The organism is Sphingomonas liriopis (assembly GCF_024211255.1).
Classification (GTDB): Bacteria; Pseudomonadota; Alphaproteobacteria; order Sphingomonadales; family Sphingomonadaceae; genus Sphingomonas; species Sphingomonas liriopis.
In genome coordinates this window covers 88,500-102,224 of sequence record NZ_JAMLDY010000002.1, presented here as the reverse complement: position 1 = coordinate 102,224, position 13,725 = coordinate 88,500, and the positions used below count along the sequence as shown (strand labels likewise).

The following is a 13,725-nucleotide window of genomic DNA, read 5'->3' as shown; positions in this document are numbered from 1 at the left end:
GGGAGTTGGACGATGCGATTCGGGATGACGGCATCGGTGCGGGCGCTGGCGATCGGCGCGATGCTGGCGGGATGTTCGGTGGGCGGAAATGCGGCGAACGAGCCTAGGGCCGCAGCTGCGACGCCCGAGGCGACAGCGACGAGCGGCTGGTCGAAGTTTCGCGACGGATTTATCGAGGGCTGGTTCAAAATCGATCCTGCCAATGCGGTCTATCAGGGCCGCCACGACTTCGACGGCCAGCTGCCCGACTGGAGCGCGCCAGGGTTGCAGCGCCAGTCAGCCTATCTGCATCAGGCGATCGACCGCGCGCGGGCGTTCGGCGATGCCGATCTGAAGCCCGACGAACGGTTCGAACGCGACTATCTGATCCGCGTCGCCGAGGGGAAGCTGTTCTGGCTCGACGATGCCGACCAGCCGCATACCAACCCGGCCTATTATGTCGGCGGCGGGCTCGATCCCAACGTCTATATCGCGCGTCCCTACGCCGATTCGACTACGCGGCTGAAGGCGCTGATCGCCTTCCTGCAGCGCGTGCCCGCGGCGGCGGGTAATATCCGCGCGAACCTCAAGACGCCGATGCCGCGATCGTTCGTCGATTATGGCGTCGCCGGCTTCAACGGCTTCGCGGACTATTATGTCGGCGATGCAAGGAAGGCGTTCGCCGACGTCGCCGATCCCGCGCTCCAGCAGCAGCTGACCGACGCGTCGACCAAGGCGAGCGCGGCGATGCGCGCGCTCGGCGGCTGGCTGGCGAGCCAGCGCGCCACCGCGACCGGCGACTTTGCATTGGGTGCCGATCGCTTCCAGCGGATGGTGCGCGCAACCGAAGGCGTCGATACGCCGCTCGACCGGCTGGAGGCGGCGGGGCGCGCAGACCTCAAGCGCAACCAGGATGCGCTCGCCGCCGCGTGCAAGCTGTTCGCGCCGGGCGCCACCATCCCCGCGTGCATCGACAGGATGAACGCCAACAAGTCCGCCGACGGCCCGGTCGCCGAGGCGCGGCGGCAGATCCCGACGCTGCGCGCCTTCGTCGTCGCCAAGGACCTCGTCACCATTCCCGGCACCGAACAGGCGAAGGTCGAGGAAAGCCCGCCCTACAACCGCCAGAACAGCGCCTATATCGACCCCGCCGGGCCGTATGAAAAGAACGTGCCCTCGGTCTATTACATCTCGCCGCCCGACCCGGCGTGGGACAGGAAGACGCAGGATGCGTTCGTACCGGGGCGCAAGGACCTGCTGTTCACCTCGGTGCACGAGGTGATGCCGGGGCATTTCCTGCAGTTCCTGCACGCCAACCGATCCAGGTCGATGTTCGGGCGGCTGTTCGTCGGCTACGCCTTCGCCGAGGGCTGGGCACATTATGCCGAGGAGATGATGTGGGAGGCGGGGCTCGATGACGGCGATCCCGAGACGCACATCGGCCAGATCAGCAACGCGCTGCTACGCGACTGCCGCTACCTGTCCGCGATCGGGCTGCACGCGCGAGGCATGACGCAGGAACAGAGCCTCAGGATGTTCCGCGAGCAATGCTATCAGGACGAGGGCAATTCGCGGCAGCAGGCGGCGCGCGGGACATACGATCCGGCGTACCTCAACTACACGATGGGCAAACTGATGATCCGCCGCCTGCGCGCCGACTGGACCGCCAGCCGCGGCGGGCGCAAGGCGTGGAAGGCGTTCCACGACCAGTTCCTGAGCTACGGCGGCCCGGCAATTCCACTGGTGCGCCAGCGGATGATGGGCGAGGCCGAGGCGAAGGCGGTGTTCTGATCCTCCCCGGCACGGGGAGGGGGCGCCGCTCCCTCCTCAGCCATGGCCGATCCTCAAATCCTCCGTCACCCCGGACGTGTTCCGGGGTCCACCGGGCCGCGGGCACACGACAAGAGGCTCCAGCCTTACGCCAGCCGCACCGTGGACCCCGGAACAAGTCCGGGGTGACGCAGGGAAGGGGGCGACGGCATAGCCATCCGATCGGCCACGGCTCAACCTCCGCCGACAAGGCGCTTAGCGGCTGACCTGCGTCCCCGGCTGTTCGTCCTCAGCCTCTTCGCTACGCGGGTTGCGGATCGAGGGGCGCAATCGCGCGAGGCTGCACAGCCCCGCGACCAGCGCCAGCCCGGCCGCAACCAGCGGCGGCGTCGTGCCCGCGCCGACACCCATCGCCAGCAATGCCGCAACCAACGTCGCGCCCGTCGTCTGCCCGACCAGCCGCACCGTGCCGACCAGCCCGCCCGCTGCGGCGGCGCGCTCGCGCGGGGCGGAGCCGATGATGAGCCGCGCGTTGGGCGGCAGGAACAGCCCGAACCCCGATCCGCACAGCGCCATCCGCCACGCGATGTCGAAATAGGTCGCATCGACCGGCAGCAGCGCGATCAGCGTCAGCGCGACGATCGACACGCCCATGCCGATCCCGCCGAGCAGCCCCGCCGGCACCCGGTCGGACAGCCAGCCGGCGAGCGGCGCGACGATCATGTTGGTGAGCGGCCAGGGCGCGATCGCCGCGCCGACCTCTGCCGCGGTGAAGCCATAGCCGTGCTGCAAGCGGAACGGCGTCGACAGCAGCAACGTCATCGACGCGGTGAAGGCGGTGTACGCGCCGATCGCCGACAGCGCGATCACCGGCCGGGCGAGCAGGTCGATCGGCAGGATCGGCTTCGCCTCGCCGCGCTCGCGCCGGATGAAGAACCAGCCGATCGCGACGCCGACCGCAACGATCGCCGCGGACACGACCGGGCTGTCGCCGTGCACCGCGCTTTCCGCGCCCGAGATGACAAGGCCGATCATGCTCGCGCACAGCACCGCGCCAAGCACGTCGAACGGCTCGTCGCGCGGCTGCGGCGCGGGCAGGGCGCGGCCAAGGATCAGGCTGAGGATCGCGAACGGCACCGCGCTCGCGAATACCCAAGGCCAGGGCGCGATACCGAGCACCAGCCCGCCGATCGTCGGCGCCAGCGCCGCCGAACTCGACACCACCACCGAATTGATGCCGAGCCCGCGGCCCAGTTGCTTGGCGGGATAGATCGAGCGGATCAGCGCCGACGATACGCTCAGGGCCGCCGCCGCCCCCAGCGCCTGCGCTGCGCGGACGACGAGCAGGAACGGCAGGCTCTTGGCGAAGAAGCAGAGCAGCGTCGCGACGGTGAAGACGGCCTGCCCGAACTGGTACGTGCGCTTCAGCCCGAATTTGTCGCCGAGGCCGGCGAACGGCAGGATCATCATCGCCAGGATCAGCTGATAGACGGTCACCACCGCCACCACCGCGCTGTTGTCGACGTGCAGGTCGCGCGCGATCGTCGGCAGCGCGACCGTGGCGATGCCGCCGTCGATAATGACCAGCGCGGTGCCGGCCGAGATCGCGCCGATCGCGACATAGCGGCGGGGAAGGGGCAGGCCGTCGATCATGAACACTCCATCGGATGGCGGCGCATTGCGCGCTCGCGCTTTGCCGGGCAAGCTCGGGCGATTTCAGGAGATTTCGACCCCATGATCCTTCGCCCGCTGCTGATCGCCTCGACCCTGCTTGCCGCCGCGCCGGTGCTCGCCCAGAGCGCACGGATGACCGATAACGATCCCTATATCTGGCTCGAGGACAAGGACGGCGCCAAGCCGCTCGCCTGGGTCGAAACGGAAAACGCCCGCACGCTGCCGCGGTTGCAGAACGATCCGCGCTATGCGGCCTTCCATGCCGAGGCGCTGGCGATCGCCGCCGCCAAGGATCGCATCCCGATGCCCGACCAGCGCTTCGGGCGGATCTACAATTTCTGGCGCGACGCCGATCATCCGCAGGGTATCTGGCGCTGGACGAGCGAAGCGGGCTACGCCGCGCCCGCGCCGCAATGGACCACGGTCCTCGACCTCGACGCGCTGTCGAAGGCGGAGGGGAAGAAATGGGTGTGGAAGGGCGCGACCTGCCTGCAGCCCGACGAGCGATTGTGCCTGGTCGCACTGTCCGAAGGCGGCGAGGATGCGATCACCTATCGCGAATTCGACCTCGGCATCGGCCGGTTCGTCGCGAACGGCTTCGTCCTGCCGAAGTCGAAGCAGGGTGCCAGCTGGCTCGACAAGGATACGCTGCTCGTCAGCCGCGACTGGGGCGCGGGCACGATGACCGCATCGAGCTATCCGTTCGTCGTCAAGACGGTCAAGCGCGGCCAGCCGCTCGCCGCCGCGACCGAGATCTTCCGCGGCGCGGCCGGCGACCAGCTCGGCACCTATGCCGGCGTCATGACCGACGGGCAGGGCAACCGGCTGGTGACGATCGTCCGCCGCACCACTTTCTTCGGCGGCGAGACGCACGTCTGGACGCCGGCGGGAACGAAGAAGCTCGACATCCCCGCGCGCACCTTCCCGACCGGCATGGTCGCCGGGCAGGTGCTGTTCGAGACCAGCGATCCCTGGGGCGCGGTACCGGCAGGCGGAGTCGCCTCGGCGCCACTCGCCGCGGTGCAGGCGGGCGCGATCACGCCGACCGTGCTGTTCGCGCCGACGCCGCGACAGTCGGTCGACGAGGTGGTGACGACCAAAGACCATGTCGTGCTGATCTACAACGACAACGTGCGCGGCCGTGCGGCGATCTATACGCCCGGCAGGAACGGCTGGACGTCGCGACCGGTGGCGCTGCCCGACAACGCCTCGCTCGGCGTCGCCAGCGCCGACGACAAGAGCGACCATGCCTATCTGACCGTCACCGGCTTCCTGACGCCGACGACGCTGCTGCCGCTCGACGCCACCACCGCGACCGCCGCTGCGCCGGTCAAGACGCTGCCCGCCAAGTTCGACGCCAGCGGCCTCGTCGTCGAACAGCATGAGGCGACCTCGACCGACGGGACGAAGGTCCCCTATTTCATCGTCCACAAGAAGGGCATCGCGCTCGACGGCAGCACGCCGACGATCATGACGGCCTATGGCGGGTTCCAGCTGCCGATGTTGCCGAGCTATTCGGCGATCACCGGCAAATTGTGGCTGGAGCGCGGTGGTTCCTACGTGCTCGCCAACATCCGCGGTGGCGGCGAGTTCGGCCCGGCATGGCACGATGCCGGCCGCAAGACCAAGCGGCAGGTGATCTATGACGATTTCGCCAGCGTCGCGAAGGACCTGTTCGCGCGGAAACTGACCAGCGCGCAGAAGCTCGGCATCTACGGCGGGTCGAACGGCGGCCTGCTGATGGGCGTCGAGTTCAACCAGCACCCCGATCTGTGGAAGGCGGTGACCATCCAGGTGCCGCTGCTCGACATGATCCGCTACGAGGGGATCGAGGCGGGCAAGTCCTGGGTCGACGAATATGGCTCGGTGAGCGTGCCCGAGGAGAAGGCGTTCCTCGAGACGATCTCCCCCTATCGCAACATCCGGAAGGGCGTCGCCTATCCCGAACCCTATATCTGGACGACGACCAAGGACGACCGCGTCGGCCCGCAGCACGCGCGCAAATTCGCCGCGCGGCTGAAGGAATACGGCCTGCCGTACCTCTTCTACGAGGACACCGCCGGCGGCCATTCGGGCGACGCCGACATCGCGCAGGGCGCCCGGTTGCAGGCGCTGCAGATGACCTATTTCGCGCAGAAGCTGATGGGGCCGCCCGGGGCGCAGACTGCGGCGAAGTAATTAAGCCGTTCCTCATATCCTCCGTCATGCCGGACTTGTTCCGGCATCCACCGGGCCGCGAGCTTCGCGCTTGCGGCCCGGTGCCTCCCGGAACAGGTCCGGGGTGACGGGGGACTGTTGGCGAGGCGCGAGAATGAAAAAACTGGCGGAGGGAGTGGGATTCGAACCCACGGTAGGCTTCCACCCACGGCGGTTTTCAAGACCGCTGCCTTAAACCACTCGGCCATCCCTCCGCGCGGGCCTTCGGATAGTCGCTCCACGGCTGCCCGTGCAAGCCCTGCGACGATAAGAGGTTCACGCCGCCACACCCCTGTGGCACGACGATTCCCATGTGGGGGACACGATCGCAACGCGGGCTGCGGGCCGGCATCATGGCAGTAACGCTGGCGCTGGCATCCGCCGGGCCGGCGACGGCGCAGGACGAACAGGGCTTCCAGTCCTACCTGGCCACTCTCCGCCAGCAGGCGCTGGCCGAGGGCGTGACGCAGCGGACGGTCGATGCCGTCTTTCCGACGCTGACGCTCAGCCAGCGCACGATCGAGCTCGATCGCGCGCAGCCCGGCAATCCGGGCAGCACCGCGACGCCGCCGTTCGCGCCGTACAGGGCGAGCCATGTCGATGCGGCGCGGATCGGGCGCGGGCGATCGACCTATCAGGCGCAGCGCGCGCGGCTGGCGCGGGTCGAGCGCGAGACGGGCGTGCCCGAATCGATCATGGTCGCGATCTGGGGTCATGAGACCAATTACGGTGCCTATACCGGCAATTTCGACCTGCTGCGCAGCCTCGCCAGCCTCGCCTATGAAGGGCGCCGGCGCGAGCTGTTCGCGGGCGAGTTCATCGCCGGGCTCAAGATCCTCGACCGCGGCATCTCGCGCGAGACGCTGAAGGGCAGCTGGGCGGGGGCGACCGGCAATCCGCAGTTCCTGCCCTCCGTCTATATCCGCCTTGCACGCGACGGCGATGGCGACGGGCGCGCCGATATCTGGACGAGCCCGGCCGATACGCTGGCATCGATCGGCAATTACTTTGCCAATGCGGGGTGGCGGCCGGGACAGCCATGGGGGCTGGCGGTCAGCGTGCCGGCGGGGCTCGATCGCGCCGGCCTGACCAACCGGCTGGTCAGTCCACGGTGCCCGCGCGTGTTCGAACGGCACAGCCGCTGGCGGACGATGGCCGAATGGCGCGCGGCAGGGCTGGTGCCGCAGGGCAGGGGCTGGCCCGCTGACAGCGTGCAGGCGACGCTGATCGAGCCCGATGGCCCGGGCACGACCGCCTATCTGCTGACCGGCAATTATCGGGTGATCCTCGACTATAATTGCTCGAACTTCTACGCGCTGTCGGTCGGGCTGCTCGCCGACGCGATCGAGGGCTGACGCCGCGCATCCGCGGCGCTATGCCATCCGCAATCCTGCCTGATCTTTCCGGAAAGCCGAAGTCGCCGTCATGAACACGCTGATCGCCACCCCGCTCGCCATCGTCGCTGCCGCAGTCCCGTCGGTCGCCGCGGCGCCCCAGTTCCAGGGGACGGCGCCGATCGCCTATATGGAGGATCTGTCGTCGGGGGCGGTGCTGTACCAGCGCGACGCCGACCGTCGCATGCCGCCCGCGTCGATGGCCAAGATGATGACCGTCTATGTCGCGTTCGACATGATAAAGAAGGGCGAGCTGAAGCTCGACCAGACGTTCCAGGTGCGCCCGGAGACGTGGCAGCGCTGGCACGGGCCGCAGGCGGGATCGACGATGTTCCTGTCGACCGGCGAGAACGTCAGCGTCGAGAACCTGCTGAAGGGCATCGTGACGCTGTCGGGCAACGACGCCTGCGTCGTGCTGGCGGAGGGGATTTCGGGGACCGAACAGACCTTCACCGACCGGATGAACCAGCAAGCGAAGAAGATCGGCCTCGCCAACAGCCATTTCGGCACGTCGAACGGCTGGCCCGATAACGGTGTCACCTATGTCACCGCGCGCGATCTCGCGCACCTCGCCGCGGCGACGATCAAGGACTTCCCCGACCTCTACAAGCGCTTCTATTCGCTGCGCAGCTTCACCTGGGGCAAGACGCTGGGCGCGGGCGCCGACATCACCCAGGCGAACCGCGATCCGCTGCTCGGCCGCGTCGCCGGGGCCGATGGCCTGAAGACCGGGCATACCGACGAGGCGGGCTATGGCTTCACCGGCTCGGCCGAGCAGAACGGGCGCCGGCTGGTCATGGTCGTCGCCGGCCTCACCTCCTTCAACGGCCGCGCCGAGGAATCGGTGAAGTTCATGGATTGGGGTTTCCGCGCGTGGCAGGCGAAGCCCGTCGTCGCGGCAGGCAAGCAGGTATCGACCGCCGAGGTGCAGATGGGCAGTTCGAGCAGCGTCGGCCTCGCCGCCCCGAAGCAGCTGACCGTGACGTTGCCCGCCGGCGCGGTGCCGCAGATGAGCGCCAAGGTCGTCTATGAAGGCCCCGTGCGCGCGCCGATCAAGGCGGGTCAGCATATTGCCGACCTCGTGGTGAAATCGCCCGAGATGCCCGAGCAGCGCCTGCCGCTGGTCGCCGCCGCGGACGTGGGCGAGGCGGGCTTCTTCGGGCGCGCCTGGGCGGGGCTGACCTCGCTGTTCGGCTGAGCCGGAGCGCGTGACGGAGGTATTCGGTAACGCTGAAGCGCAGGCCGCTTTCGTCGCGGCGCTGCGCAGCGGGGCGTTGCACCATGCGTGGCTGCTGGTCGGACCCGAAGGCGTCGGCAAGGCGCGCTTCGCGCAGGCCGCGGCGTTGCGGATGCTGGCGGAGGCGAGCGCGACAGGCGTGTCCGCCCCCGGCCTGATCGTGCCGGAGGGGCATCCGACGCGTGCGCTGGTGGATGCCGGATCGCACCCCGATCTGCGCGTACTGCATCGCCTGCCCAAGGATGCCGAAAAGCCCGATCAGGATTTCGCACGCAGCATTACGATCGCGCAGGTGCGCTCGCTCCAGCCGATGTTCGCGACGACGCCGTCGATGGGCGCACGCCGCGCCGTCATCATCGATGCCGCCGACGATCTCGAGCGCAACGGCGCCAATGCGCTGCTCAAGAACCTGGAGGAGCCGCCGGTCGGCACGATCTTCCTGCTCGTCAGCCATGCGCCCGGGCGGCTGCTGCCGACGATCCGTTCGCGCTGCCGCGTGCTGCGGTTCGGGCCGCTCGACGATGGCGAGATGGGCGATGCGTTGCGGACCCTGCTGCCCGACGCGGACGCTGAGGAGATCGGATCGCTGATCGCCAGCGGCGAAGGGTCGCCGGGGCGGGCGATCCGCTATGCCGGGCTCGACGTGCAGGGGCTCGACCGCGCGATTGTGGGAATCGCGCAGGACGGCGACCCGATGAACGCACGTCGCGCCGCGCTCGCCAAGGCGCTGGCGGGGAAGGGCAATGCCGCGCGCTACGAGGCATTCCTCGACCGCGTTCCCGCGATGATCGCGCGCGAGGCGCGAACCCGCAGCGGCGCGCGGCTCAAGACCGCGCTCGACGCGCAGGCCGCGGCGCGCGATCTCGCCGGCGCTGCCATGGGCTTGTCGCTCGACGCACAGGCGACGGTGTTCGAGATGATGGCGATCGTCGCGACGCTGCGCTGACGCCGCTTCACCTCGCGCGGGGAAACGACTAGAACGCCCGCCATGGCCGATCCTTATTATATCACGACCGCGATCCACTACCCGAACGGGCGCCCGCACATCGGCCATGCCTATGAGATGATCGCCGCCGATGCGATCGCGCGTTTCCAGCGACAGGCGGGGCGCGACGTCCGCTTCCAGACCGGCACCGACGAGCACGGGCTGAAGATGGCGCAGACCGCGCGCGCCAAGGGTGTCGAAGTGCGTGCCTTCGCCGATGAAATGTCGTCACATTTCAGCGCGATGGCTGATACTCTCAACATCTCGTACGATCGCTTTATCCGCACCGTCGAGCCCGACCATTATGCCGCCAGCCAGGCGATCTGGCAGGCGATGCGCGACAAGGGCGACCTGTACCTCGACCGCTACGAAGGCTGGTATTCGGTGCGCGACGAGGCCTTCTACGACGAGAAGGAACTGGTCGACGGGGAGGGGGGGCAACGCCTCTCGCCGCAGGGAACGCCGGTCGAGTGGACCGCGGAGGAGACGTGGTTCTTCCGCCTGTCGAAATACCAGCAGCCGCTGCTCGACCTTTACGCCGCCAACCCCGATTTCATCCGCCCCGAGGCGCGGCGTAACGAGGTCATGCGCTTCGTCGAGGGCGGGTTGTCCGACCTGTCGGTATCGCGGACCAGCTTCGACTGGGGCGTGCCGGTGCCGGACAGCCCCGGGCACGTCATGTACGTCTGGGTCGATGCGCTGACCAATTACCTGACCGGTGCCGGCTATCCCGACAACGCGGAGGAACTGGGGCGCTTCTGGCCGGCCGATCTGCATCTGATCGGCAAGGATATCACGCGCTTCCACACCGTCTATTGGCCGGCCTTCCTGATGTCGGCCAACCTCGCATTGCCGAAACAGGTGTTTGCGCACGGCTTCGTGCTGCACCGGGGCGAAAAGATGTCGAAATCGGTCGGCAACGTCGTCAGCCCCGACGAGCTGACGCAGGCGTTCGGCGTCGATGCGGTGCGCTACTTCCTGCTGCGCGAGGTCAGCTTCGGGCAGGACGGCAGCTATTCTGCCGAGGCGATCGTGACGCGGGTCAATGCCGAACTCGCCAACAGCTTCGGCAATCTGGCGCAGCGGACGTTGTCGTTCATCGCCAAGAATCTGGGCGGCGCGCTGCCGGACGCCGGGCGCAGCGATCCCGCCGATGCGATGCTGATCGAAGAGGTCGTCGTCGCCTGCGCTGGCCTCACGACCGCGTTCGACGACCTGATGCTGAGCCAGGGGATCGAGGCGTGGATGCGCGGCGTCTTCGCCTGCAACCAGTATATCGATGCACAGGCACCGTGGGCGTTGCGCAAGACCGACCCTGAGCGGATGCATGCGGTGCTCGGCACGCTGGTGCGCGCGATTCGCATGCTGGCGATCGCGATCCTGCCGGTGGTGCCGGATTCGGCGGCCAAGGTGCTCGACCAGATCGGCGCGACCGAGCGCGATCATGCCGCGGTCGACGACGACGGCTGGTACGCGCGCCATGCCGCCACCGGCTTCGTGATCGCACCGCCGTCGCCGGTGTTTCCGCGGCTCGAGATGCCTGCCGTGGCGGAGGCGTGATGTTCGCCGACAGCCACTGCCACCTCAATTACAAGGGCGTCTTCGAACAGCAGGGCGAGGTGCTGGCGCGCGCGAGGGCGAGGGGGGTGGGCGCGATGCTCAACATCTCGACGCGCGAGAGCGAGTGGGACGCGGTGGTCGCCACCGCCGAGCGCGAGCCCGACGTCTGGGCCTCGATCGGCATCCATCCGCACGAGGCAGACCAGCATCCACACGTCGATCTGGCCAAGCTGGTCGATCGCGCGAGCCACCCGCGCGTCGTCGGCATCGGCGAATCGGGCCTCGATTATTATTACGACCATTCCGACCGCGCCCGGCAGCAGGCGAGCTTCCGCACGCATATCGCCGCCTGCCGCGAAACCGGCCTGCCGCTGATCGTCCATACCCGCGATGCCGAGGACGATACGCTGGCGATCCTGCGCGAGGAAATGGAGCAGGGGGCCTATAAGGGCGTCATCCATTGTTTCACTGCGAGCGACGCGTTTGCGGATGCCGCCATGGCGCTGGGCTTCTACATCTCGATTTCCGGGATCGTCACGTTCAAGAACGCGCGTGATTTGCAGGAAACCGCGGCACGACTGCCGATCGAGCGGCTTCTGATCGAAACCGACGCGCCGTTTCTTGCCCCGGTGCCGAACCGCGGCAAGCCAGGTGAACCGGCGTTTGTGGCCGATACCGCCGTCTTCCTCGCGAAGCTCCGCGACGAGCCGATCGATGAACTGGCGGCCAGAACGGCGGATAACTTCTTCACATTGTTCGACAAGGCCCGGCAATGAAGATCCGCATCCTCGGCTCCGGCACGTCGTCGGGGGTGCCGCGGATCGGCAACGACTGGGGGGCGTGCGACCCTATGGAACCGCGCAACCGGCGCACGCGCGCGTCGCTGCTGGTCGAGCATGACGGCACGCGGGTGCTGATCGACACCGGCCCGGACATGCGCGAGCAGTTGCTCGCCGCCGACGTCGCGGCGGTCGATGCGATCATCTGGACGCACGATCATGCCGATCACTGCCACGGCATCGACGACGTCCGCCAGATCTTCCACGCGCTCGGGCGGCCGGTACGCGGCTATGCCAGGCCGCGGACGCTGGAGGCCTTGCGCGAACGCTTCACCTATGTCTTCGCCGGGCGGCAGGGCTATCCGCCGACGATCGATGCCGCATCCTTGCCGGACCGGCTGACGATCGGCGGCATCACGATCGACGTCGTCGACCAGCCGCATGGCAGCATCACTTCCGCCGGCTTGCGCTTCACCGCCGGCGATGCGGTCGTCGGCTATGCGACCGATTTCCACGCGCTGACCCCGGCGATGCGCACGCTCTACACCGGTCTCGACGTGTGGATCGTCGATGCGTTGCGCTATGCGCCGCACCCGACGCATCCGGACGTGCCAACCGTGCTCGGCTGGATCGAGGAGCTGCGACCGCGCCGGTCAGCCTTCATACACATGGATCATAGCATGGATTATGCGACGCTGGTCGCCGCGCTGCCGCCGGGCGTCGAACCTGGCTATGACGGACTCGAATTCGCTCCATGAACATCGATCTGGGCGGTCACGCGCTCCTGTATCTGCTGCTGCTCATCCTGCCGGTGTCGGCGCTGATCGCGCGGCGCGTGCCGGTCGTGCGCGTGCTGCTGTCGCTGGCAAGCTGGGCGATCATCGCCGGCCTGCTGGTGATGGTGGTTAGCCAGCGCGAGCGGTTCGATCCGTACCTCCAGCGCGTCGCCAGCCTGCTCAAGCTCGACGATCAGAATGTCGTCGGCAAGGAAACGCGCATCCGCATGGCGGCGGACGGGCATTTCTGGGCGCGCGTGACGCTGGACGGCGTGACGCGGCGGATGCTGGTCGACAGCGGCGCGACGGTGACGGCGCTGTCGACACCGACCGCACGGGCCGCGGCGCTCGATATGCAGAAGAGCATCTTTCCGATGATCCTCAATACCGCCAACGGTCAGATCAGCGCGCAGACCGCGACGGTGCGCGAGCTGAGGCTGGGCGACATCGTCGCACGCGATCTGGGCGTCGTGGTGTCGCCGGCGTTCGGCGATACCGACGTGCTCGGCATGAATTTCCTGTCCAAGCTGAAGTCGTGGCGGGTGGAGGGAAACACGCTCATTCTCGAACCACACCACCATCAGGAATTTACATAATGTATATTATCGATCTTGATATGGTGCATGTGAGAGGGGTGCCGGCGTGATCGAACGGCTGGTCGCGATCATGGCGCGGCTGCGCGATCCGGTGAACGGTTGCGAATGGGACGTCGCGCAGACATGGGCGACGATCGTACCCTATACGATCGAGGAAGCCTATGAGGTCGCCGACGCGATCGCGCGCGACGATGCGGGCGATGTAAAGGACGAACTCGGCGACCTGCTGCTCCAGGTCGTCTTCCACAGCCGCATTGCCGAGGAAGCCGGTGCCTTCGCGCTGGCGGACGTCGTCGCGGCGATCAGCGACAAGATGGAACGCCGTCACCCGCATATCTTCGGCGATGCCGCCGCCAGTCCCGGCTGGGAGGAACTGAAAGCCGCGGAACGGCACGGCAAGGACGACCCCAGCGCCCTCGCCGGAGTCGCCGCGGGATTGCCGGCACTGATGCGGGCGGTGAAGTTGCAGAAGCGCGCCGCACGCGTCGGCTTCGACTGGCCCGACGCCGATGGCTCCAAGGCCAAGGTCATCGAGGAAATCGAAGAGGTTACCGACGCTCCTGCCGATATGGTGGAAGAAGAGGTCGGCGATTTGCTGTTCGCCGTCGTCAACTGGGCACGGCATCTTGGAATCGACCCGGAGGCCGCGCTGCGTGCCGGCAACGCCAAGTTCGAACGGCGCTTCCGGGCGATGGAGCAGGTGGCCGGCGATGGGTTTGCCGCGCTCAGCCTGGATGACAAGGAAGCACTCTGGCAGCAGGTGAAGCGCGGCTGATCCG

The 13,725-nt window shown here is 67.7% G+C and carries 11 protein-coding genes and 1 tRNA gene; 10 read left to right on the top strand and 2 right to left on the bottom strand.

Going from position 1 to position 13,725, the window contains the following annotated elements; all coding sequences use genetic code 11:
• Positions 1 to 12: 12 nt before the first annotated feature.
• On the top strand, positions 13 to 1,770 hold the full coding sequence (locus tag M9979_RS01895) for a DUF885 domain-containing protein (RefSeq protein ID WP_254287644.1): 1,758 nt from the start codon (positions 13 to 15) through the stop codon (positions 1,768 to 1,770).
• Positions 1,771 to 2,004: 234 nt separating this feature from the next.
• On the opposite strand, the gene M9979_RS01890 is transcribed toward M9979_RS01895, so the two are convergent.
• A complete protein-coding gene (locus tag M9979_RS01890) occupies positions 2,005 to 3,402 on the bottom strand; it encodes an MFS transporter (protein WP_254287643.1) in 1,398 nt (465 codons plus the stop codon).
• 81 nt (positions 3,403 to 3,483) lie between these two features.
• Between M9979_RS01890 and M9979_RS01885 the strand changes: the two genes are divergently transcribed.
• Positions 3,484 to 5,601, top strand: coding sequence for a prolyl oligopeptidase family serine peptidase (locus tag M9979_RS01885; RefSeq protein WP_254287642.1), 2,118 nt, complete (start codon positions 3,484 to 3,486; stop codon positions 5,599 to 5,601).
• A 143-nt stretch (positions 5,602 to 5,744) separates the two neighbouring features.
• Here M9979_RS01885 and M9979_RS01880 read toward each other — a convergent pair.
• Positions 5,745 to 5,834: transfer RNA gene (locus M9979_RS01880), tRNA-Ser, on the bottom strand.
• Positions 5,835 to 5,972: 138 nt separating this feature from the next.
• On the opposite strand from M9979_RS01880, the gene M9979_RS01875 reads away from it, so the two are divergent.
• From M9979_RS01875 to mazG, 8 genes are all read left to right on the top strand, one after another.
• Complete coding sequence (locus M9979_RS01875; RefSeq protein ID WP_254287641.1) at positions 5,973 to 6,974, top strand: lytic murein transglycosylase; 1,002 nt, start codon at positions 5,973 to 5,975, stop codon at positions 6,972 to 6,974.
• 70 nt (positions 6,975 to 7,044) lie between these two features.
• Entirely contained in the window at positions 7,045 to 8,211 is a 1,167-nt protein-coding gene (locus M9979_RS01870; RefSeq protein ID WP_254287640.1) for a D-alanyl-D-alanine carboxypeptidase family protein, read from the top strand.
• A gap of 10 nt (positions 8,212 to 8,221) precedes the next feature.
• The gene (locus M9979_RS01865) at positions 8,222 to 9,196 is read left to right on the top strand and encodes a DNA polymerase III subunit delta' (protein ID WP_254287639.1); all 975 of its coding nucleotides are present in this window, start codon (positions 8,222 to 8,224) and stop codon (positions 9,194 to 9,196) included.
• Between the two features lie 42 nt (positions 9,197 to 9,238).
• The gene (metG, locus tag M9979_RS01860; RefSeq protein ID WP_254287638.1) at positions 9,239 to 10,795 is read left to right on the top strand and encodes a methionine--tRNA ligase; all 1,557 of its coding nucleotides are present in this window, start codon (positions 9,239 to 9,241) and stop codon (positions 10,793 to 10,795) included.
• Positions 10,795 to 11,571, top strand: a complete 777-nt coding sequence (locus tag M9979_RS01855) for a TatD family hydrolase (protein ID WP_254287637.1) — start codon at positions 10,795 to 10,797, stop codon at positions 11,569 to 11,571. Before metG ends, M9979_RS01855 begins: the two co-directional genes overlap by 1 nt.
• On the top strand, positions 11,568 to 12,332 hold the full coding sequence (locus M9979_RS01850; RefSeq protein WP_254287636.1) for an MBL fold metallo-hydrolase: 765 nt from the start codon (positions 11,568 to 11,570) through the stop codon (positions 12,330 to 12,332). The genes M9979_RS01855 and M9979_RS01850 overlap by 4 nt, the downstream gene beginning before the upstream one ends.
• Positions 12,329 to 12,946 carry a retropepsin-like aspartic protease family protein gene (locus tag M9979_RS01845; protein ID WP_254287635.1) on the top strand — a complete coding sequence of 206 codons (618 nt, stop codon included), beginning with the start codon at positions 12,329 to 12,331 and terminating at the stop codon, positions 12,944 to 12,946. The genes M9979_RS01850 and M9979_RS01845 overlap by 4 nt, the downstream gene beginning before the upstream one ends.
• Positions 12,947 to 12,992: 46 nt before the next feature.
• Complete coding sequence (gene mazG, locus M9979_RS01840; RefSeq protein ID WP_254287634.1) at positions 12,993 to 13,721, top strand: nucleoside triphosphate pyrophosphohydrolase; 729 nt, start codon at positions 12,993 to 12,995, stop codon at positions 13,719 to 13,721.
• Positions 13,722 to 13,725 lie beyond the last annotated feature (4 nt).